Source organism: Pseudomonas sp. PLMAX (genome assembly GCF_046042685.1).
In the GTDB taxonomy this organism is placed as follows: Bacteria; Pseudomonadota; Gammaproteobacteria; order Pseudomonadales; family Pseudomonadaceae; genus Aquipseudomonas; species Aquipseudomonas putida_AE.
In genome coordinates this window covers 4675536-4697359 of sequence record NZ_CP064949.1, presented here as the reverse complement: position 1 = coordinate 4697359, position 21824 = coordinate 4675536, and the positions used below count along the sequence as shown (strand labels likewise).

The 21824-nt window shown below is 60.9% G+C and carries 20 protein-coding genes and 2 pseudogenes; 8 read left to right on the top strand and 14 right to left on the bottom strand.

Annotation, left to right across the window (positions count from 1 at the left end):
* Window positions 1-13: 13 nt before the first annotated feature.
* The gene (locus tag DKB71_RS21275; protein WP_408597226.1) at window positions 14-1465 is read right to left on the bottom strand and encodes a flavin-containing monooxygenase; all 1452 of its coding nucleotides are present in this window, start codon (window positions 1463-1465) and stop codon (window positions 14-16) included.
* Between the two features lie 192 nt (window positions 1466-1657).
* Between DKB71_RS21275 and DKB71_RS21270 the strand changes: the two genes are divergently transcribed.
* Window positions 1658-2731: a diguanylate cyclase gene (locus DKB71_RS21270; RefSeq protein WP_408597224.1), complete on the top strand. Its 1074-nt coding sequence runs from the start codon at window positions 1658-1660 to the stop codon at window positions 2729-2731.
* A gap of 153 nt (window positions 2732-2884) precedes the next feature.
* Window positions 2885-4120, top strand: a complete 1236-nt coding sequence (locus tag DKB71_RS21265; protein ID WP_408597222.1) for a M20/M25/M40 family metallo-hydrolase — start codon at window positions 2885-2887, stop codon at window positions 4118-4120.
* Between the two features lie 1836 nt (window positions 4121-5956).
* On the opposite strand, the gene DKB71_RS21260 is transcribed toward DKB71_RS21265, so the two are convergent.
* From DKB71_RS21260 to DKB71_RS21250, 3 genes are all read right to left on the bottom strand, one after another.
* A complete protein-coding gene (locus tag DKB71_RS21260; protein WP_274076886.1) occupies window positions 5957-6826 on the bottom strand; it encodes an oxaloacetate decarboxylase in 870 nt (289 codons plus the stop codon).
* A gap of 149 nt (window positions 6827-6975) precedes the next feature.
* A complete protein-coding gene (gene astA, locus DKB71_RS21255; protein ID WP_408597219.1) occupies window positions 6976-8007 on the bottom strand; it encodes an arginine N-succinyltransferase in 1032 nt (343 codons plus the stop codon).
* 61 nt (window positions 8008-8068) lie between these two features.
* The gene (locus tag DKB71_RS21250) at window positions 8069-9085 is read right to left on the bottom strand and encodes an arginine N-succinyltransferase (RefSeq protein ID WP_408597217.1); all 1017 of its coding nucleotides are present in this window, start codon (window positions 9083-9085) and stop codon (window positions 8069-8071) included.
* A 345-nt stretch (window positions 9086-9430) separates the two neighbouring features.
* Between DKB71_RS21250 and DKB71_RS21245 the strand changes: the two genes are divergently transcribed.
* Together DKB71_RS21245 and cobF are read left to right on the top strand one after the other, a co-directional pair.
* Window positions 9431-10003, top strand: coding sequence for a histidine phosphatase family protein (locus DKB71_RS21245; protein ID WP_408601142.1), 573 nt, complete (start codon window positions 9431-9433; stop codon window positions 10001-10003).
* Window positions 10003-10758 carry a precorrin-6A synthase (deacetylating) gene (cobF, locus tag DKB71_RS21240; protein WP_408597215.1) on the top strand — a complete coding sequence of 252 codons (756 nt, stop codon included), beginning with the start codon at window positions 10003-10005 and terminating at the stop codon, window positions 10756-10758. The genes DKB71_RS21245 and cobF overlap by 1 nt, the downstream gene beginning before the upstream one ends.
* On the opposite strand, the pseudogene ftrA reads toward cobF, so the two are convergent.
* A pseudogene (ftrA, locus tag DKB71_RS21235) lies at window positions 10741-11720 on the bottom strand (transcriptional regulator FtrA). The gene cobF and the pseudogene ftrA overlap by 18 nt on opposite strands.
* A gap of 101 nt (window positions 11721-11821) precedes the next feature.
* On the opposite strand from ftrA, the gene DKB71_RS21230 reads away from it, so the two are divergent.
* From DKB71_RS21230 to DKB71_RS21220, 3 genes are all read left to right on the top strand, one after another.
* Entirely contained in the window at window positions 11822-12241 is a 420-nt protein-coding gene (locus DKB71_RS21230; RefSeq protein WP_274076892.1) for a rhodanese-like domain-containing protein, read from the top strand.
* Between the two features lie 359 nt (window positions 12242-12600).
* A complete protein-coding gene (locus DKB71_RS21225; protein WP_408597213.1) occupies window positions 12601-13380 on the top strand; it encodes an ABC transporter substrate-binding protein in 780 nt (259 codons plus the stop codon).
* A gap of 188 nt (window positions 13381-13568) precedes the next feature.
* Window positions 13569-14681, top strand: a complete 1113-nt coding sequence (locus DKB71_RS21220; protein ID WP_408597211.1) for a M14 family metallopeptidase — start codon at window positions 13569-13571, stop codon at window positions 14679-14681.
* Window positions 14682-14693: 12 nt separating this feature from the next.
* On the opposite strand, the gene DKB71_RS21215 is transcribed toward DKB71_RS21220, so the two are convergent.
* Window positions 14694-15311, bottom strand: coding sequence for a hypothetical protein (locus DKB71_RS21215; protein ID WP_408597209.1), 618 nt, complete (start codon window positions 15309-15311; stop codon window positions 14694-14696).
* Window positions 15308-15715 (bottom strand): annotated as a pseudogene (locus DKB71_RS21210) (DUF2515 family protein); the annotation flags it as partial. The pseudogene DKB71_RS21210 and the gene DKB71_RS21215, both read right to left, overlap by 4 nt.
* Window positions 15716-16007: 292 nt before the next feature.
* On the opposite strand from DKB71_RS21210, the gene DKB71_RS21205 reads away from it, so the two are divergent.
* Window positions 16008-16724 carry an alpha/beta hydrolase gene (locus DKB71_RS21205; RefSeq protein WP_408597207.1) on the top strand — a complete coding sequence of 239 codons (717 nt, stop codon included), beginning with the start codon at window positions 16008-16010 and terminating at the stop codon, window positions 16722-16724.
* 3 nt (window positions 16725-16727) lie between these two features.
* Here the strand turns inward: DKB71_RS21205 and DKB71_RS21200 are convergent, their stop codons facing one another.
* The 7 genes from DKB71_RS21200 to DKB71_RS21170 form a co-directional block, all read right to left on the bottom strand.
* Window positions 16728-17300, bottom strand: a complete 573-nt coding sequence (locus DKB71_RS21200) for a hypothetical protein (protein ID WP_408597205.1) — start codon at window positions 17298-17300, stop codon at window positions 16728-16730.
* Window positions 17301-17400: 100 nt separating this feature from the next.
* Window positions 17401-17670 (bottom strand): type II toxin-antitoxin system RelE/ParE family toxin, encoded by a 270-nt coding sequence (locus DKB71_RS21195; RefSeq protein WP_408597203.1) that lies wholly within the window; start codon window positions 17668-17670, stop codon window positions 17401-17403.
* Window positions 17660-17851: an antitoxin gene (locus tag DKB71_RS21190; protein WP_408597201.1), complete on the bottom strand. Its 192-nt coding sequence runs from the start codon at window positions 17849-17851 to the stop codon at window positions 17660-17662. The genes DKB71_RS21195 and DKB71_RS21190 overlap by 11 nt, the downstream gene beginning before the upstream one ends.
* A gap of 179 nt (window positions 17852-18030) precedes the next feature.
* Complete coding sequence (locus DKB71_RS21185; protein WP_408597199.1) at window positions 18031-18819, bottom strand: hypothetical protein; 789 nt, start codon at window positions 18817-18819, stop codon at window positions 18031-18033.
* A 335-nt stretch (window positions 18820-19154) separates the two neighbouring features.
* Entirely contained in the window at window positions 19155-20336 is a 1182-nt protein-coding gene (locus DKB71_RS21180; RefSeq protein ID WP_274076900.1) for an acetyl-CoA C-acetyltransferase, read from the bottom strand.
* Between the two features lie 11 nt (window positions 20337-20347).
* Complete coding sequence (locus DKB71_RS21175; RefSeq protein ID WP_027925229.1) at window positions 20348-21013, bottom strand: CoA transferase subunit B; 666 nt, start codon at window positions 21011-21013, stop codon at window positions 20348-20350.
* A 36-nt stretch (window positions 21014-21049) separates the two neighbouring features.
* Window positions 21050-21748, bottom strand: a complete 699-nt coding sequence (locus DKB71_RS21170) for a CoA transferase subunit A (protein ID WP_274076901.1) — start codon at window positions 21746-21748, stop codon at window positions 21050-21052.
* Window positions 21749-21824 lie beyond the last annotated feature (76 nt).

Sequence of the window (21824 nt, the reverse complement as noted above, 5' to 3'; positions counted from 1 at the left end):
TCCTTCTATCTGATCAGGACACGATGTGATCGGCCGGTTTCAGGGTTCGGGTCAAACGGTGAAAGCTGAAACTGAACCCTGGAAACATGGCAATCACATGACCGCTCTTGCTTTGATACCAACTGTGGCAGCCTCCGGACTTCCACACCGTGCGCTGCATTTCTCTATGGATCATTTCAGTGTAGGTACGTTCTGCCTCGGGGCGTACTTCTATGCTGCGCAAACCGCGTGCTTTTAACGTGCGAATGCAATCGAGGATGTAATTCATCTGCGATTCGATGATGAACAGCGCCGATGTGTGGCCGATACCGGTGTTCGGGCCGGTGACGATAAACAGGTTGGGAAAGGCCGGCAGGCTGGTGCCGAGGTAGGCCCTGGGGTACTGCGCCCAGACGTCTCTGAGACGGATGCCGTTTTTTCCGCTGACGGGGTAGGAAATCACCCCGTCGGTGGCATCGTAACCGGTGGACCAGACGATCAGGTCCAGGTCGATGTGCTGGCCGTCCTGCATGACGATGCCGCTTTCATCGATGGCTTTGATGCCCTGTTCGCGGCTGTGCAATGTCACGTTAGGGCGGCCCAGCGCAGGATAAAGCGTACTCGACAGAATCACCCGCTTACAGCCAATGGTGTAGTCCGGTGTCAGTTTTCGCCGCAGTTCGGCATCCGGCACCTGGCGCTTGAGGAAGCGCAGGGCCTGATGTTGCACCACGCGGATGGCCGGTTTCGAGTATTTGAAGGCAATTACCCGGGTTTCAAATTGCCAGTAGATCAGCCAGCGCAGCAGCTTGTAGGCCGGTTTGAGCCCGAGCAGCCAGCGCTGGAAGCGGCCGAAGGTGCGGTCGGCCCGTGGCAGCACCCAATGCGGCGTGCGCTGGAACACATGCAGGTGCGAGACGTGCGGGGCTATCGCCGGTATCACCTGGGCCGCACTGGCGCCACTGCCGACGATGGCCACGCGCTTTTGCCGGTAATCGTAGGAATGATCCCAATTGTTGGTGTGAAAGCTCTTGCCCTGGAAGCGTTCCTGGCCTTCGAAGTGCGGGACCACCGGTTGGCTCAGGGGCCCGGTGGCATTGATCAGGAATTGCGCATGAAAGGTGCCCTTGGCGCTGTGAACCGCCCATTGTTTCTGCACGTCGTCCCATTCGACGCGCTCGACATTGGCTTGCAGTTCCACCCGGTCCCGCAGGTCGAAGTGCTCCATCACGTAGCGGGTGTAGCGGTGCAGTTCAGCCTGTTCGGCGAACATCTGCGTCCAGCGGTAAGGAGCGAACGACAGCGAATAGAGTGGCGAGGGCACGTCGACCGCGGCGCCCGGGTAGGTGTTCTGGCACCAGGTGCCGCCGAAGAAATCCCTTCGTTCCAGCAGGCGAAAGTCGGTGATGCCGGCCTTGAGCAAATTGACCGCCGCGCACTGGCCGCCAAAACCGCTGCCGATGATCAGTACTTGAAAGGTCTGCATGGGCCTCCTGTTCAGCGTCGTGAATCAATCCTTATCTTCATGTATAGCCGTTTCTGCAGGCGTAACGAATTTGCAGGAGAGGGGAGTTCGCCCCGCCAGCCGGTGATGGCTATTTGACGTTGCCCTGTTAGACTTCGGGCACACCTGCTATCCCGGTGTGAACAGGTTTCGTTCTGTGGTGCAGAGGTCCCAATGGGAAAGAAGGGAGGAAAAGGACTTTCACTGGCCAGGAGGCTCTACACATCGCGCGTCCTCGGCCTGGTATTGGGGCTGATATGCGTGGCTGTGGCGATGTACCCGCTGAACCCGGCAACCTGGGTATGGGGGCTCATGTTGTTCAACGGCCTGCTCTGGCCGCACTTGGCCTATCAATGGGCGCGTCGGCGCGAGAGACCCTACCACGCCGAACACCGCAACCTGCTGGTCGACGCGTTCATGGGCGGCTTCTGGGTCGCCGCGATGCAGTTCAATCCGCTGCCCAGTGCAACGACCATTTCCATGATGGCGATGAACAACGTGGCCATCGGCGGGCTGCGTTTTCTGCTGGCGGGCACGGTCGCGCAGGTGCTCGGGATTGGTGTCGGCTGGTTGATCTTCACGCCGCTGTTCATCCCTGAAACATCCCAGCTGCAGCTCTACGCCTGCTTGCCCCTGATGTGTTTTTACCCGCTGGCGCTGGGCCTGATCTGCTTTCGCCAGGCGCATACCCTCGGCCAGCAAAAGCGTGAACTGCTGGCCCTGAGCCGCACCGACAGCCTGACCGGCCTGCTCAATCACGGCGCCTGGAAGGATCAGCTGGAAATCGAGTTCCAGCGCTGCCAACGTCAGCATCAGGGCGGCGCTATCGCGCTGATCGACATCGACCACTTCAAGAGCATCAATGACACCTACGGCCACGTGGCCGGTGACCTCGTGCTGCGCCAGCTGAGCAAGATGCTCAAGCAGAACCTGCGGGCTACCGATGTGGCCGGGCGTTATGGCGGCGACGAGTTCTGCGTGATCCTTCCCGACCTGCCCCTGGGCAGCGCTGCCGCGGCCATGGACGCCCTGCGTGACCGCTTCGCAACCCTGGGCTACGAGCAGAACCCGGCCCTGAAAGTCAGCCTGAGCATCGGCCTGGCGGCCTTCAACACCCGCCATAGCGACGCGACCCTGTGGCTCAACGACGCTGACCAGGCGCTGTACGAGGCCAAGACCACGGGGCGAAATCGGGTTATCTGCTGCAGCAATGACCGGCCTCAGCACGAATTGCTCGACTCGGTCTGACCCTCACCGCAATCCCTGTGGGAGCGAGCCTGCTCGCGAAGGGGCCGTAGCATTCAGTATAAATACCCAGGCACATGTGTGTTCCTTTCGGGATGGAGCTGTGCCGCCTGGTCAGGTAGGGTTCCTGTCCCGACACGCATCAAGGACCCGATCATGACGCTCAAACTGTCTCGTTCGCTGCTGGCCGCCAGCCTGACCCTGGCCCTCGGTACCTTCGCCCCCGGCGTATTCGCCGAGCCTCATGCACAAGTCCTTGCCCACGCCGAGCAATACAAGGGGGAAGCCTTGAAGCTGCTGGAACGGTTGGTGAATATCGACTCCGGTTCCGGCTACGAACCCGGCTTGACCCAGGTCGGCGACATCGCCATCGAAGAGTTGAAAAAGCTCGGCGCGACCATTGAGCGAGTACCCAATACCCCGGACAAAAGCAGCCATGTCATCGCGACCCTCAAAGGTACCGGCAAGGCGAAAATCCTGCTGATGGCGCACATGGACACCGTGTTCAAGCAAGGCTCCGCTGCCGAACGTCCGTTTCATATCAAGGACGGTCGCGCCTACGGGCCGGGCGTGATGGATGACAAGGGCGGCATCGTAGCCGGCATCTATGCCCTGAAAGTGCTGAAAAATATCGATTTCAAGGACTATGCGCAGATCACATTCCTGCTCGACGCCAGCGAAGAAACCGGCTCGGACATCGCCACTGATCTGATCAAGAAAACGGCCAAGGCCCACGACGTAACCCTCAACCTCGAACCCGGTCGCCCGGCGGACGGTCTTGTGGTGTGGCGCAAAGGCAGTGCCACGGCGTTGGTCGAAGTCAAAGGCAAGGCCTCTCATGCCGGTGTTGCGCCGGAACTGGGGCGCAACGCGGCCATGGAAGTGGCGCACCAGATCCTGCAGTTGGGCAAACTGGGCGATGAAGCGAAGAAAACCACCATCAACTTCACCGTGCTCAATGCCGGCGACCGCAAGAACGTGATTCCTGATCAGGCAACGGCCGCGGCGGACGTGCGCGCAGCAGTGCCGGAGGAATTCGACCGGATCGAGAAAGATCTGGCACGGGTTTCCCAGGACAAGCTGATTGCCGATACCGAGGTCACCACGACGCTAAAGCGTGGATTGCCACCGATGCCACAAACCGCCGAATCCGATCGACTGATGGCCATGGCCCAAGGCATCTACGGTGAAATCGGCCGCAAGTTGACGGAGGAGGGCAGCGGAGGCGCGGCTGATGCCAGTCTCTCGGCCAGCGTCGGCACGCCGACGCTGGATGGTTTCGGAATTGTCGGCGGCAATATTCATACGTCAGAGGAATACGCCGAAATCGACAGCGTCGCGCCACGGATCTATTTGCTGTCGCGGATGATTATGGAGTTGGCCAGCAAATAGGCGTCTTCGCGACAGTTGTTGTGCTGGCTTGCCAGCGAAGACGGTGTGTCAGGCGACGCAGGTGTTGGCTGTGCTGGTGTCTCGCTGGCAAGCCAGCTCCTACAGGTTTTTTGGATGTTGCCGGGATTTGTGCCTGGCGGTGATCCCTTGTAGGACCTGGCTTGCCAGCGAAGGCGGTGAGTCAGGCGACGGAGGTGTTGGCTGTGCTGGCGTCTCGCTGGCAAGCCAGCTCCTACAGGTTTTTCGGGTGTTGCCGGGATTTGTGCCTGGCGGTGATCCCTTGTAGGACCTGGCTTGCCAGCGAAGGCGGATCAGGCGACGCAGGTGTTGGCTGTTTGTGCCTGGCGTCAGCTGGCAAGCCAGCTCCTACAGGTTTTTGGATGTTGCCGGGATTTGTGCCTGGCGGTGATCCCTTGTAGGAGCTGGCTTGCCAGCGAAGGCGGTGTTCAGGCGACGGAGGTGTTGGCTGTGCTGGCGTCATCGCTGGCAAGCCAGCTCCTACAGGTTTTTGGATGTTGCCGGGATTTGTGTCTGGCGGTGATCCCTTGTAGGACCTGGCTTGCCAGCGAAGGCGGTGAGTCAGGCGACGGAGGTGTTGGCTGTGCTGGCGTCATCGCTGGCAAGCCAGCTCCTACAGGTTTTTTGATGTTGCCGGGATTTGTGTCTGGCGGTGATCCCCTGTAGGAGCTGGCTTGCCAGCGAAGGCGGTGAGTCAGGCGACGGAGGTGTTGGCTGTGCTGGCGTCATCGCTGGCAAGCCAGCTCCTACAGGTTTTGGATGTTGCCGGGATTTGTGTCTGGCGGTGATCCCCGCTAGCGAAGGCGGTGAGTCAGGCGACGGAGGTGTGTGCTGGCGTCATCCCTGGCAAGCCAGCTCCTGACAGGTTTTTGGATGTTGCCGGGATTTGTGTCTGGCGGTGATCCCCTGTAGGAGCTGGCTTGCCAGCGAAGGCGGTGAGTCAGGCGACGGAGGTGTTGGCTGTGCTGGCGTCTCGCTGGCAAGCCAGCTCCTACAGGTTTTTTGGATGTTGCCGGGATTTGTGTCTGGCGGTGATCCCTTGGGAGCTGGCTTGCCAGCGAAGGCGGTGAGTCAGGCGACGGAGGTGTTGGCTGTGCTGGCGTCATCGCTGGCAAGCCAGCTCCTACCAGGTTTTTCGGGTGTTGCCGGGAACCCAGCGCTTTGTGCCTGGCGGTGATCCCTGGCCTGGCTTGCCAGCGAAGGCGGTGAGTCAGGCGACGGAGGTGTTGGCTGTGCTGGCGTCATCGCTGGCAAGCCAGCTCCTACAGGTTTTTTGGATGTTGCCGGGATTTGTGTCTGGCGGTGATCCCTTGTAGGAGCTGGCTTGCCAGCGAAGGCGGTGAGTCAGGCGACGGAGGTGTTGGCTGTGCTGGCGTCATCGCTGGCAAGCCAGCTCCTACAGGTTTTTTGGGTGCTGCCGGGATTTGTGCCTGGCGGTGATCCCTCGTAGGAGCTGGCTTGCCAGCGAAGGCGGTGAGTCAGGCGACGGAGGTGTTGGCTGTGCTGGCGTCATCGCTGGCAAGCCAGCTCCTACAGGTTTTTTGGATGTTGCCGGGATTTGTGCCTGGCGGTGATCCCTTGTAGGAGCTGGCTTGCCAGCGAAGGCGGTGTGTCAGGCGACGGAGGTGTTGGCTGTGCTGGCGTCATCGCTGGCAAGCCAGCTCCTACAGGTTTTTTGGGTGCTGCCGGGATTTGTGCCTGGCGGTGATCCCTTGTAGGAGCTGGCTTGCCAGCGAAGGCGGTGAGTCAGGCGACGCAGGTGTTGGCTGTGCTGGTGTCTCGCTGGCAAGCCAGCTCCTACAGGTTTTTTGGGTGCGATTACTCTTTGACGTGCATGAACTCTTCCGCCCAACGGATGTATTCCTCCGGCTGGGTGTAGGTATGCGTCAGTTCAGTCGCGCTCAGGTCCGATGCCTGGGTAAAGATCTGACGCTGTTCGCGCAGGCTGTCGTACGTCGCCTTGATGGCGGCGAAGTAGGCACCGTGGCCGTCGATGACGACGCGCACGCCCAGTTCGGCCAGGCGTTTGTCGTCACGCAGCAATGGATTGCCGTAGGTCACCAGCATCAGCGGCACGCTCAGGTGCTCGGCGATTTGTTCCAGGTGGTCGAAATCCTTCACCCCCACCATGCAGATGCCATCCGCACCGGCGGCCTGGTACTGCTTGGTGCGGCTGATGATTTCCTGGACCGGCAGAATGCCCGCGTGGGTGCGGGCGATGATGGCCATTTCCCGGTCACACCGGGCTTCCAGTGCCGCGCGAATCTTGCCGACACCTTCGGCGACGGTGATCAGGTCCGTGGACTTGCGGCCAAATTGGGCTGGCAACAGGGTGTCTTCGATGGTCAGGGCGGCCACGCCGGCCCGCTCCAGTTCGACGATGGTGCGCATGACGTTGAGTGCGTTGCCGTAGCCGTGGTCGGCGTCGGCGATCACCGGCAATTGGGCGACGCGGCCGATACGGGTGGCCTGTTCGGCGAACTCGCTGAGGGTGATCAAGGCAAAATCCGGGGCGCCCAGTACCTGCAATGACGCGACCGAGCCACCGAGGATCCCCACCTCGAACCCGAGGTCTGCGGCGATGCGTGCCGACATCGGGTCGAAGACCGATGCGGTGTGATAGCAGGTGTTGGACGCGAACAGTTGACGAAAATTGCGGCGCAAATCTTGATGAGAAAGCCTGGACATATGAGTTCCACCAATGGAAATGGAAGGGCTTGAGCAAAAGTGTCAACGCCGAAGATGTGAAAGGCTATCACGGGGGCAGGTCAGGAATGATGACGAATTTAGCGGTTTTCCGGCCACAGGCGTCAATCTTGTGGCGAGGCAGGGCGCCTTTACGCCGCCACGGCCTGCTGCTGTCGGTTGGGCAGCGCCACTGCTCGCACCGAGTCGCCGGGTTGCAGCTGCAGGCGTTTGGCGGTGAGGCGGTCGACCAGCAGGCTGTCGCCCCTCAATTGCGCCGGGGCGGCGGTGATGCGGCAGTTTTCCAGGCGGCGATTGTGGATCAGCCAGGTCGGTGCCTGGTCGTCCGGGGTGCCGATCGCCAATGCCAGGTGTCGGCTGTCGCGCACGGTGCGAATGGCCGAAACCGGCGCTTCGATGACCGGGCCCGCGTCGAAGATGTCGATGAAGCCCTGGTGGGAGAATCCTTCGGCCGTGAGGATTCTCAGTGCCGGCTCGGCATCGTGATGCGGCTTGCCGATCACGGCTTGGGCCCGTTCGGTGAGCAGGCAGGTGTAGAGCGGTAGCCGTGGCATCAGCTCGGCGATGAACGATTTGTTGCCCAGCCCCGACAAATGCTCGGCATGACTGAAATCCATCTTGAAAAAGTGCCGGCCCACACTGTCCCAGAACGGTGAACAACCTTTTTCGTCGGCACTGCCGCGCAGCTCGGCGATCATTTTCTCGCCGAACAGATGTGGGAACTCCGCCGCCAGCAACAGGCGTCCCAGCGTGAGTAGGCGGCCGTTGCTGCCCCGGCGCTGGTCGGGGCGCAGGAACAGCGAGCAAAGTACCGATTGACCGGTCATTTCATTATTGAGGAACAGGGTCGGGATTTGCCGCGAAATACCCAACGCGGGTGAAGAACTGACCGTCAGCCCGAGCCGATAGTTGTACCAAGGCTCGCGCAGGCCAACCGCGCCGGTCATGGCGCTGACGCCGAGCACCTGCTGGTCGTCGTCTTCAAGAACAAACAGGTAATCGGCGTCGGCGCGTTCGACCTGCTCGGCGAAGGTTCTTTGGACCCAGCGCAAGCGGTGGGTCAGGCGCTCTTCATTGACCAGGGGCGTCAAGTCGCGACCGGCCAGGCGGCTCAGCGCCAGCAAGGCGGGCAGGTCGGTCACCTGGACCGGGCGCAGGATCATGCGGGCGTGCCTTGTGCAAGCCCGTTCGGGTGTTGTCGACGGGGATCCTGGCGTTTGCTACTCACAGCGCGATCAGCCGGACGTTGCTGCCTTCAGTCACCTGCAGCGCCTGGCACATCTCGCAGTCCAGCCCCACGGGTTGACCGGCGCGGTAGTCGAGATCGGAGACGATGGCGCGATAGTGCCCAAGCGCATCGTTGCTGACCAGATACCGGCCGCGGGCATCGATGGATGAAACGGGCGAGACCAGCGCGGTCTGGCTCTGCGCAATCGAGCGAATGTCGCCGGTGCGTGCCTGCAGGGTCGGGCCGCCATCGAACAGGTCGACGTAGCTGGTGGTCTCGAACCCTTCGCGTTCAAGGATATCGAAGGCTTCCTGGCCATCGGGGTGGATGCGCCCGATGCAGTCTTGCGCGGCCTGGGGCAGCATCGGCACGTAGATCGGGTATTGCGGCATCAGATGGGCGAGGAACGACCGGCTTTCCAGGCCGCAGAGCCGCTCGGCCTCGACGTAGGGCAGGTCGAAGAAGTGCTTGCCCACGGCATCCCAGAAGGGTGACTGGCCGTCATCGCTGCTGAAGCCGACGATTTCGCTGATCACCGCGTCGGCAAAGCGTTGTGCATGGGCCGCAATGAACAGCAGGCGTGCCCGCGACAACAGTTCGGAGTGGGGCGTGCGCACCAGTGCCGAATCGATATGGAAGCCGCGCAGCAAGGTGTGGCCGTTGAGGTCGTGGCACAGCGACAGGGCAGGCACGCCGTGCTCGATGTTCAGCTCGCGCGAGGCGCTGGTGAAAGGGCGGTTGCGCAGGCTGTAGAAGGGTTCGCTGAAACCGGCCGTGGCGACGATTTCCGAGCAGCCCACCAGGCGCCCGTCCGCCTGGTTTTCCAGGACGAAAAAGTAATTTTGCGGGCCGGGACACTCGGCGTTTTGATCCAGCGATGTGCAGGCGTCGACAATCCTGTCACGCAATCGGGCGCTGTCATCGGGCAAGGACGTGACGCCCACCAGGCTTTCGCGGGCCAAGCGCTGCAATTGGGGCAGGTCGGTGGGTTGCACGGTGCGCAAGACCAGCATGGGTGCACTCCTGTATCAAAGAGCTCGGCGACCGGCCTTCGCATGAGGGCATCCCGGCTCCTGCTGGATGAGGTGTTTCGTTAATCCGTTGAAAACAGTATTTGTATAGAGCGCACTACATGTCTAGTTAATTTTGACGGGACTTTTCCAAGGTCGAACAGGCGGGAAGTAGCTGTCAGCGGGGGATGAAGGGGATGTTGAAGAATCGTGTAGGGCGTCGCCCTTGAAGCGTGTTCGAATCGTTGAAATGACAACCCCTGACGAACTTTCTTACGGCACAATTGGGCAATGACTTACGGCCAGGTGCCGATTTTCCTTTCTATCCAACAGAGTGATTTTTTTTTCGTGCAGGCGACCCGATTGACCCTGATCTGCCACGCTCGAACCCTTGCACAGAAACAGGCACGCTTTCCCGTGGACGAACCCCTGGAGATGGATTGGCAAGCGGCGCGGGGTTCCCGAGGGGCAAGCTTCAAGGAGGCCTCGCGCTTGTTGTGCGGGCCGGAGTTGCGCACCCGACAGACTGCCGAGCTGTTCGGCAAACCAGTGGAAGTCGTCGCAGACCTGCGCGATTGTGACTTCGGCGATTGGCGCGGTAAACGCATCAACGACCTGCAAAAAAACCAGGCCGAATCACTAAAGGACTGGCTCGCCGACCCGCGCTCAGCGCCCCACGGCGGCGAGTCGGTGGTGCAAGTCGGCGAGCGCGTCGCCGCCTGGTTGAAAACCCTGGAAGCGTTGCCCGGCCATGTGCTTGCCGTGACCCATCCATTCATCCTGCGTGCCGCGTTGATGCATGTGCTGCAGGGGGCGGCCTTCAACCTGATCGATGTCGAGCCGCTGTCGACGATAGATCTGCAGTTTCATGGTTGCTGGCGGCTGCGACTGCCGTGCAGCGATAACGAGGGCATGTCCTGATGAAAACACTATTGGTCATCGGCATCGGTGCCGGCAACCCCGACTACATCACCCTGCAGGCCGTGAAGGCGCTGAATCGGGTCGATGTGTTTTTCATCATGGACAAGGGCCAGGACAAGGACAAGTTGATCGACCTGCGCCGCGAGCTATGCGAGCGCCATATCAGCGATCCGCACTACCGCTTTGTCGAGGCACGGAGCCCGGAGCGCGAGCGTGGCGAGGTGGACTACAAGACCAGCGTCGATGAGTTGAACCTGGCCAAGCAGCGGACCTTCGAGCGCCTGATCAATGAGGAGCTGGCGGATGACCAGTGCGGCGGTTTCCTGGTGTGGGGCGACCCGGCGCTGTACGACAGCACCATTCGTATCCTGCAGGCGATCCTGGCTTCAGGCACCTGTACTTTCGAGTTCGAGGTGATCCCCGGCATCACCAGCGTCCAGGCCCTGGCCGCGCAGCACAAGGTGCCCCTCAATCAGATCGGCCGTTCGGTCGAGATCACCACCGGCCGGCGCTTGGCAGCGGGGCAGGTGAGCGATGCCGACAGCCTGGTGGTGATGCTCGATGCCCAGGATGCCTACCAGCATGTGGCGGACCAGCAGACGCAGATTTACTGGGGGGCCTATCTGGGCACGCCGGATGAAATCCTCATCAGCGGCAAGCTCGGGGACGTGGCGCAGCAGATCGAGCGGGTACGCAAGGCGGCCCGGCAGGCCAACGGCTGGATCATGGACACTTATCTATTGCGCAAGCCCTGAAGCACGGGTGCGCCCAAACCGTTCCCGGTACACCGACGGCGGCACGCCGACCACATTGCGAAAGGCCACGCGGAAACTTTCCACCGAACGATAACCGCAGTGCCGGGCGATCTGCTCGGTGTGCTGGTCGGTGCTTTCCAGCAATTCCGGGCGCGGCCCAGGCGTTCATGTTGCAGCCAGGTCTTGGGCGACAGCCCGCTGGCTTCGGTGAAACGGCGCAGGAATGTGCGCTCGCTCATGGCGGCTTCGCTGGCCAGGTCGCGAACCTCCAGCGGTTCGTGCAATCGCGCCCGTGCCCACTGCATGACACGCGAAAGATCACTGCGTGGCGTCGGGCTGACCGGCGTCGGGATAAACTGCGCCTGGCCCCCGGTACGTTGCGGTGACATCACCAGGCGCCGCGCTACCGAGTTGGCGACCTGGGTGCCGAAGTCCCGCGCCACCAGATGCAGGCAGGCGTCGATGCCGGCTGCGCTGCCGGCCGAGGTGATCAATTGGCCCGAATCGACATAGAGCACGTTCGGGTCCACCAGGATGTTCGGGAAGCGTTCGGCCAGTTCCGTTGTGTAGCGCCAGTGCGTGGTGGCGCCGCGACCGTCGAGCAAACCGGTGGCGGCCAGCACGAACACCCCCGAGCAGATCGACAGCAACCGCGCGCCCCGGGCATGGGCCTGGCGCAGGGCGGTCAGCAGCTCCTCGGGTACTGTAGCCTGGCGATCGCGCCAGCCGGGAATGATGATGGTCCGCGCCTCTTGCAGCAGTTCCAGGCCGCCATCGGCCAGTACCTGGATGCCACCCATGGCGCGCATCGGGCCTTGATCGACGGCCGCGATCTGATGGCTGTACCAAGGGAAGTCGAACTCCGGCCGGGCCAGGCCAAAGATCTCCACGGCGATGCCGAATTCGAAGGTACACAGGCCATCGTAGGCGAGGATCGCGACCAGTCCTGGAGAAAAATGCATTTGGCGGAAAGTTCCCGGTGAGTGTCTTGTGCGCCACTTTAGCCGTTGATGGTGGGCAGATAAAGTCTGTTCACACCCACCGACATCCCGGAGCCTTGCCCATGACCAGCCTCGTTCGCGAAATTCCCGCCGCCCCTTCGGCCATTGCCTTGATGCATTTCAGCAACCGCCTGACATTCGAAACCGATTGTTCCGATGTTTACGCCAGCCAACAGGCTGGGGAAGTCGATTTCATTCTGGTGGATGTGCGGGGGCCGTTGGCCTTTGATCGGGGGCATGTGCCGGGTGCGATCAACATTCCGGGGCGACTGCTGACTGCCGAAGGCTTGCGCGGCTATCCGAAAACCAGTCTGTTTGTGGTCTATTGCGCAGGTCCCCACTGTAATGGCGCGAACAAGGCGGCGGTAAAACTGGCGGCGCTGGGTTACCCGGTGAAGGAGATGATTGGCGGCGTGACCGGGTGGCTGGATGAAGGGTTCGAGTTGAGTGCGGCGAATGCCGCTATTGGCTGCGCCTGCTGACCCCCCTGTAGACGCTGGCCTGTCGGGTTGGCGCATCGTAGCGTTGGCGGCGAAACGGTCACCATCGCATCGCCAGCAAGCCGGCTCCTACAGATTCGCGTAACGCCACAGATTCAACATAAGCCCACAATCCTGTAGGAGCCGGCTTGCTGGCGATGAGACCCGAAAGACCAACGCAATGTTCAAGTCCGCCTTCGCCGGCATGTCTGCCGCATGCCGGCCACTTTCTATAACTATTTGTCGCCTCGAAATAATTTACCCTGTGATAGCCGCTCTAGACTGCCGGCCTCTTCGGTCCCCCGGCCACAAGCCAACGACCGAAAGCTGCCAATAAAAGTCTCCGCACACAGGAGTTATAAATGAAGAAGCTAATGATGTTCGGTGCCCTGGCACTGTCGATGTTGTCCCTGACCGCCGTGGCCGCGGATGCCAAGCCGATCCGCATCGGTATCGAAGCCGGTTACCCGCCATTCTCGATGAAAACCCCTGACGGCAAGCTCACCGGCTTCGACGTGGACATCGGCGACGCCCTGTGCGAGCAGATGCAGGTCAAGTGCACCTGGGTCGAGCAAGAGTTCGACGGCCTGATTCCGGCACTGAAGGTCAAGAAGATCGACGCCATCCTGTCGTCCATGACCATCACCGACGATCGCAAGAAAAACGTCGACTTCACCATCAAGTACTACCACACCCCGGCACGTTTCGTGATGAAGGAAGGTTCCGACGTCAAGGACCCGCTGACCGAGCTCAAGGGTAAGAAAGTCGGTGTACTGCGCGCCAGCACCCATGACCGTTTTGCCACCGAAGTGCTGCAACCGGCGGGAATTGTCCTGGTGCGCTACGGCTCCCAGCAGGAAGCCAACCTGGACATGGTGTCCGGTCGCGTTGACGCGCTGCTGGCCGACTCGGTCAACCTGGACGATGGTTTCCTGAAGACCGACGCCGGTAAGGGTTTCGCGTTCGTGGGGCCTGAATACAACGATCCGAAATACTTCGGCGGTGGTGCCGGGATTGCCGTGCGCAAGGGCGATACCGCCTTGGCCGAGCAGTTCAACAAAGCCATTACCGAAATCCGCGCCAACGGCAAGTACAAGCAGGTGCAGGACAAGTACTTCAAGTTTGACGTCTACGGCGAGTAATCGAGCCGTTCAAAAAAGTGGCCCCGTTGACGCGGTGGCCATTTTTTTTCGCTCATGATTTATCCTGCAATCACATTTCCCCCTGTAGGAGCTGCCGCAGGCTGCGATCTTTTGATCTTTCTTTTAAATAATCAAAATCAAAAGATCGCAGCCTGCGGCAGCTCCTACAGAGAAATCGGAGTTCTGCCATGCAACGCATCGACCATTTGCTGCCCTGGAGCCACCTGGGAACCGAGCGCACCCTCAGCGTATTCCGTTATGGCGCGGGCACTCGCAAGGTCTACATCCAGGCCAGCCTGCACGCCGACGAGCTGCCGGGCATGCGCACCGCCTGGGAGCTCAAGCAGCGCCTGGCTGAACTCGAAAGCCAGGGCCAATTGCAAGGCGTGATCGAACTGGTGCCAGTGGCCAACCCCATCGGTCTCGACCAGCACCTGCAGGGCAGCCACATGGGCCGCTTCGAACTGGGCAGCGGCAAGAACTTCAACCGCGCGTTCGTCGAGCTGAGCGCTCCGGTCGCGCAGCGGGTGGGTGATCGTCTGGGCAGCGATGCCGAGGCCAACATCGCCCTGATTCGCCAGGCCATGGGCCAGGTGCTCGACGACCTGCCGGCCCCGGCGTCTCAGTTGGAAGCGATGCATCGCCTGTTGCTGCGTCATGCCTGCGACGCCGACATCACCCTCGACCTGCATTGCGACTTCGACGCGGCGATTCACCTCTACGCCTTGCCGCAGCACTGGCCGCAGTGGCAATCGCTGGCGGCGCGCTTGAAAGCCGGGGTGGCGTTGCTGTGCGAGGATTCCGGTGGCAGTTCCTTCGACGAATCCTGCTCCTCGCTCTGGTTGCGCCTGGCCCGGGCTTTCCCCGAAGCCGCCATTCCACCGGCCAACCTGGCGACCACACTTGAGCTTGGCAGCATGGGCGACACCCGGGTCGATCAGGCCCGGGCCAATTGCGAGGCGATCCTGGGCTTTCTCGCCGAACAGGGTTTCATCAAGGGCACCTGGCCGGCGGCTCCGGACGAGTGCTGCGAAGGCATGCCGTTCGAAGGCACCCAATACCTGTTCGCACCGCATCACGGCGTTATCAGCTTCCTTCGCGATGCCGGTGAATGGGTGGAGCAGGGCGATGCGCTGTTCGAAGTGGTCGACCCGTTGAACGACAAGCTCACCACCGTGCGCGCGGGCACCAGTGGCGTGCTGTTCGCGCTTGATCGCGGGCGCTACACGCAACCGGGCACCTGGCAGGCGAAAGTGGCCGGGCGCGAGCCGATTCGGGTTGGGAAGTTGATTAACGATTGAGGAGGGGGAGGGTCATTGCACCCCGCGTGATCGGTGGATGCCTAATGTGATGAGGTAGCGCTCTTCCGTGGGGCGTTTTACATCCTTGAAACGGCTAACTACCAGCATCAGTTGGTACTTGTCACCTGCACGCCAGTAAGCTTTTCCAACGTTGTTTACATCTCGCAATTGGGGACGCCATTGCGGGGTGTCGGCGAACGATGGGAAGTCTTGGACCCGGATGGGTACCCAGCCAGCGTTGCGCCATTGCTCCTGCAGATCGAGTACGACCTTGAGGGTGTCGTCGAGCAATAGTGGCTCGACTTGTGGGGACATGCGGACACCGTCGATCCGTTCATTACGTCCAAAACCCACTGTGAAGAAGCGGGCCAGTGGAGTCACAAAACCATACTCAGGATCTGCAAAACGCAGTCGGGCATCAGACTTGGGAACATTGAACCAGGAGTGCCCTGGTATCACGGGATCGATTCTTGCGCTGGAGCGCTGGCGCATGGCTTCGTACGGCTCGCCAATTACCAGCGAAATTTCCGGTTCATCCGATAGCGCCTCAATCGCTGTCCACGTAAGGAAGGCAGCGACCGCCAGTGCCAACACGCCGCGTCGCCGCCCGATGCGATGCATCAGCCTCATCGGACGCCTCCACCCCAGGCGATATCCCGAATGGATCGCTCAATCTGCTCGCGCTGGTCGCCGTGCAGCAGATCATCAAACTGCTGCGCCGCCCTGAGCACGAAGGGCATGCGTTGGTTGATATCGGCCAGGTTGGCAACGGGGTTGTTGCCAAAACCAATAGTGCGTCCGTCATCGACGGAGCCATCGAACTGACCATCATGGTCAATTCCGAATTTTAGTGTTTCCTCTCCGATCGGCCACAGCACCGGATGCTGACCACTCCCATAAATATTCTTTCTTGAAGCCAGGCAATCCTTCAGCGCCTCCAACCCCCGTTCCCTGTAGAACACATGCAGCGGATACACATCCAGGAACAGCGTGGTATTGCCCATGGCCAGGCGAAGCCAAACATCATGATGCAGGTATCGGTCTCCAGCACCTCGCCACCGCAACTGGTCTTGTCGCCCTTGCGAATGAAATATCCCTTGGCCATTACTCCAACTCCTTGTCTGATGACGATCAAATTGCCCGCGTTCCAGGGGGATCGAGGCATGGCAAAATGCCGCGCACAGGGTTCTACGCGAGGTTGTCAGGCGTAAATAAGACCTTTCCTTGTCTGCTGTAGGCTGATTCCGTAATCGGGCCGGTGGTGGGAGTCGCTGGGACGAAGGTGTTAGGCTCTATCCGAATCCTGCGCACGGTGAAGGAAGGTTTATGCTGAAGTTTCTCGCTCTGTTCACGTTGCTGGCATCCGCCACTGTCCACGCTCAATCCCCCCTGCAAACCGATCTGCCGCTCAAGTACCTGGAGCAGGCCAACGCCGATTCCCGCGAGCAGCCGCTGGTGATTTTTCTCCACGGCTACGGCAGTAACGAGCAGGATCTGTTCGGCATCAAGGATGAGTTACCCAGCGCGTACAACTACCTGTCTGTGCGGGCGCCGATGGTGATGCAGGAGGGGAGTTACCAGTGGTTTCGCAAAAAAGGCGAGGGTGCCTACAACGGCGAAACCGATGACCTGAAGTCCAGCGGCCAGTTGCTGCTGGATTTCGTCGTACAGGCGACGAAGAAATATCACACACAACCGGAGAAGGTGTTCCTGGTGGGTTTCAGCCAGGGGGCGATCATGTCCTACGAAGTCGCCCTGCGCCATCCCGAGGCGGTGGGCGGGATAGCCGCGTTGAGCGGGCGGATTCTGCCGGTGCTCAAGTCTGAGTTGAAACCGGATGAAAAACGCCAGTCGCTGGCGATTTTCATCGGCCATGGCACGGCGGACCAGCGTCTTCCCTTCAGCGATGGCACCGAGGCCAACAGCCTGTTGCAGAGCGTGTCACTGGAACCCGAGTTCCACGCTTACCGGGGTGTCGGCCACAGCATCAGTGCCGAAGAATTGCAGGATTTGAGCGCCTGGTTGCAGCGTCGTAACCCCTGAGGCTCATTTGCCGCTGACGATCTGCTTGATCAGGGTTTCGTGGGCAGCCATGTCGCCGGGGCGGGAAATGACCTGAATCACCGTCATGTGGTTGCCCGAAGCCGCCATCAACGTGGTGTTGAGGGTCATGCCACCGCCCTGGGTGGCGGTGCTGTCGACCTGGCGCACGCCCAGGCCTGTTTTCTTCAGGGTCAGGCTTTTTTCGCTGAGCTTGTTGTAGTCCGCCAGGGCCTTGTGTTGCGCCGCGTCGAAGTCGGCCGCCGTGCCGTCGAGGAACTCGCCGTCGTTGTCCTTGACCTTGACCCCTTCGGGCAGGTTGTTCTGCGCGGCGATCACCACAGTCTTGGTGGTTTCGTTGGAATACATGGTGCCGCTCGCACCGGTGGGGCTGGCTGGCAACGGGTTGTCCACGAAACCCTTGGGCAGGGTGAAGGTGAACTTGCCGTCGAGCATCGAGACTTTCTGACCCTGCACCGTCTCCTTTGCAGGGGCCTTGGCCGCCTGCACATTCAAAGCCCCCAGGCTGGCAGCCGCCGCCAGCAACAGGACAACGGCTTTTTTACTCAACAGTGACATCAAAATCTCCAGGGATGGTCGCGCGGTGGGGCGTGATCATCCCATGGGGGCTGCGAGATGTTCCAGCATGGGCTAACGGACGGTCGTTGATGCTTCGGAATCAGGGGTATTCCTGCCGGGCATGTAACACACTCAGGATCTGGATTTGATCCGTCACTCGATAGACCACCAGGTAATTGGGATGCACAACAATTTCTCGTGTACCGGGAAGTCGGCCACATCGATAGAGGTAGGGATATTCGGGGAGGGCTGATGTAACCGTTTCTATAGCCTGATGGAGCTCCAGAGCCGCTACGAGGTTATGGTCGCCAAGATAATTCAGGATTTTCGATAGATCGGACTGTGCCTCCGGATGCCACTCAACCCGCATCGCGCTGGTTGCGCTTTGACTGCAGGAGGGCGCGCATTTCGGCCATCACTTGATCATGCGGGATGTTTGGGCGCGGATCATCCAGGGCTGCCTGTACCTTGGCTCGGAACCAGCGGTTGTAGCGGTAAGCCTGCTCTTCGGTTTCAAACTCTGAAACGGTGGAGGAAGGTTTAACGTTCATGGTGATCTCCGTGATCAATGACTGCAGTCTAATGGGTATGTAGCTCGTTGTCGTTGTTGTCTGGATGAAGTACATCCCTTCCAATGGCGCCGGGTGTTGACTTCATCGATAAATCGTAACCACTTGACGTCTGACGGCCAACCGGAAAAACATGTAGGAAATAGGCTCGATTTCTTGCGCTACTCGTTCGAAATAGTTGAACGTGTTGCCTGGGGCGCGGGTTTTGCCAGCAACCGCCGGGTGACGCCGAGCATGGCCACCGAGACGGCGACGCCAACGCCGAAGCCCATCAGGCCCAGGCTGGGCACGGTCAGGGTCACGACCAGGCAAAAGGCCGAAAATGAATACATCCCGGTGGCCGTCGCCCGCAGCAACGCGGCGGTAAACGCCGGGCCCCGGGTTTGCTGGGAGAACACCGCCATCACGCTACCAAGCACCGGGAACACGGCGAGCAGGCCGCTCCAGCGATCGCCGACGGTGCTGGCAAGCCAGGTGACGGCCAAGGTCAGCAAGGCACCGGCGACCATACGCAGCAGCAGTTTGTCGGACTTCGGTGCCGGTCCGGAAACGATCGGCTGCACCGCCGGGAACAGGTACGGCGCGGCGAGCAGTGCGGTGGCGGCGGCAATCATCGAGAGCGGCAGCGACGGCGGCAGCAACGATAGGACCACGGCGATCAGGGCCCAGACCAGCAACGAGATCGTCAGTGCCAGTGGCCATTTTGCTCGTTGCGCGACCTGGGCATAGGTCACGCAGAAGGCAATCATGGCGAACATCGCCGACAGCGCGGCCATGGCCGATTGAGCGGCGAATGCCTGGCCCTGTTCGATGGCGAGGAAAAACAGAATCGGCCCGACCACCACCGGCAACCCCGACAACCAACCCGCCACGCTTGGCCCCCAGCGTTTGCCGGCCAGGGAAATCAGCAGCAGAAAGCCTGGAATCACCAGCAGTTTGAGCATCAACACGCGCACTTCTCCGTCCTGTGAGTGGCAGCAACGGTAGCATTTTGCAGGGTGATTTGCTCTATAGGTGGGCTGGTTTTGTATACAAAACCCGGCATTCGATTCGAGGCGCCAATGAGGGCGACATATACCTTGTAGGAGCGAGCTTGCTCGCGAAGGTCGTCAACGATTACGTGGAAGTTCTGACACCCCGCAGCGTTTCCAGATTTTTCGCGAGCAAGCTCGCTCCTACAGGGACCAAAAAAAAGAACCCGGTACGACGTGAGTCGTACCGGGTGTTTTGCCAGGCGGGCGCGGATCTTCGTGGGTCCCCGCGCCGTCTGTTAAACGCTGTTGGCTTAAGCGCGTTCGAGCGCCAATGCCACGCCCTGACCACCACCGATGCACAGGGTGGCGAGGCCTTTTTTGGCGTCGCGCTTGATCATTTCATGCAGCAGGGTCACCAGCACGCGGCAGCCCGAGGCACCGATCGGGTGGCCGAGGGCGATGGCGCCGCCGTTGACGTTGACCTTGTCCAGGTCCCATTCCAGGTCCTTGGCCACGGCCAGCGATTGTGCGGCGAAAGCTTCGTTGGCTTCGATCAGGTCAAGCTGGTCGATGGACCAGCCGGCCTTGTCCAGGCAGCGGCGAGTAGCCGACACCGGGCCGATGCCCATGATCGCCGGGTCGACACCGGCGTTGGCGTAGGCAGCGATTTTTGCCAGTACCGGCAGGCCCAGGGCCTTGGCTTTTTCGGCGCTCATCAGGATCACGGCGGCGGCGCCATCGTTCAGCGACGAAGCGTTACCGGCGGTCACCGAACCGTCCTTCTTGAAGGCCGGCTTGAGCTTGCCCAGGGATTCGGCGGTGGTGCCGGCCCGTGGCTGCTCATCGGTGGCGAAGGACAGCGGATCGCCCTTGCGCTGGGGGATCAGGATCGGCGTGATTTCATCAACAAAGCGTCCACCTTCGATGGCCGCCACGGCTTTCTGCTGCGAGGCGGCGGCGAAAGCGTCCTGTTGCTCACGGGTCAGGTTGTACTTCTCGACCAGGTTCTCGGCGGTGATGCCCATGTGGTAATCGTTGAACGCGTCCCACAGGCCGTCGCTGATCATAGTGTCGACGATTTGCGCATTACCCATGCGCAGGCCGGTGCGGGCACCCGGCAAGACATAGTTGGCCAGGCTCATGTTTTCCTGGCCGCCAGCGATGATCACTTCGGCGTCGCCGCAACGGATCGCCTGGGCGCCCAGGTGCAGGGCCTTGAGGCCCGAACCGCAGACCTTGTTCAGGGTCATGGCCGGCACGGCGAACGGCAGGCCGGCCTTGATCGACGCCTGGCGCGCAGGGTTTTGCCCGGCGCCGGCGGTCAGCACCTGGCCCATGATCACTTCATCGACTTCGGCCGGGTCCAGGCCGGTTTGCGCCAGCAACTGACGGATCACCGCCGCGCCCAGGTCAACGGCGGAGACGTTTGCCAGGGAACCCTGGAAACTGCCGATCGCGGTGCGCGTGGCGGCAACAATGACGACTTCTTGCATGGAATGATTCCTCACTGGTCGGCGAACTGCATTTCTGGAACGTGGTCCGGCACGATCAGTTTACCAGCGGTTTTGGCGACGATTTCCTCGACGCTGACACCCGGTGCACGCTCTTTCAAAATGAACGCACCGTTTTCGATTTCCAGATAAGCCAGGTCGGTCAGTACGCGCTTGATGCAACCGGCACCGGTCAGCGGCAGGCTGCAGTGATCCAGCAGCTTGGACTCACCGTCCTTGGAGGCGTGGGTCATGATGACGATGATGTTGTCTGCACCGGCCACCAGGTCCATGGCGCCGCCCATGCCCTTGACCAGTTTGCCGGGGATCATCCACGAGGCGATGTTGCCTTGCACGTCGACTTCAAAGGCGCCCAGCACGGTGAGGTCGACATGGCCACCGCGGATCATCGCGAAGGACTCGGCCGAGGAAAAGATCGACGCGCCGGTACGGGCGGTCACGGTCTGTTTGCCGGCGTTGATCATGTCGGCATCGATGGTTTCTTCGGTCGGGAACGGACCCATGCCGAGCAGGCCGTTTTCCGACTGCAGCATGACTTCCATGCCTTCGGGGATGTAGTTGGCGACCAGGGTCGGAATGCCGATGCCCAGGTTCACGTAGAAGCCGTCCTGCATTTCGCGGGCGACGCGTTGAGCCATTTGTTCGCGGGAAAGTGCCATTGTTGTTATTCCTTCATTCGGTCCGGGGGCAGGGGATCACTTGCGTACGGTGCGCTGTTCGATGCGCTTCTCGAACGTGCCGCAGATGATCCGGTCGACGTAGATGCCAGGGGTGTGGATCTGCGCCGGGTCCAGCTCGCCGGGTTCGACGATTTCTTCGACTTCGACCACGGTGATCTTGCCGGCGGTGGCGGCCAGCGGGTTGAAGTTCTGGGCGGTGTGGCGATAGATCACGTTACCGAAATGGTCGGCTTTCCAGCCTTTGACGATGGCGAAGTCGCCGGTGATGGATTCTTCCATCAGGTACTTGCGGCCATGGAATTCGCGCACTTCCTTGCCATCGGCAACCGGGGTGCCAACGCCGGTGGCGGTGAAGAAGGCCGGGATGCCGGCGCCGCCTGCGCGCATTTTTTCGGCGAGGGTGCCTTGCGGAGTCAGCACGACTTCGATTTCGCCCTTGAGCAGTTGCTCTTCGAACAGCTTGTTTTCGCCGACGTAGGAGGCCACCACTTTGCTGATCTGGCGGTCGGTCAGCAGAACGCCGAGGCCGAAACCGTCGACGCCACAGTTGTTGGAAACCACGGTGAGGTCGCGGGTGCCCTTGCGCTTGATCTCGTTGATCAGGTTTTCCGGGATACCGCACAGGCCGAAGCCGCCAGCGATCACGGTCATGCCGTCTTCAAGACCGGCCAGGGCTTCCTCGTAGGAACTCACGCGCTTGTCGAAACCTGCCATATGCACCTCTTTTATTCTTTGTGGGCGGCTGGCTAGCCGAATGGGATTGAGTGTCGCGCCACGAGATTCATTTGTT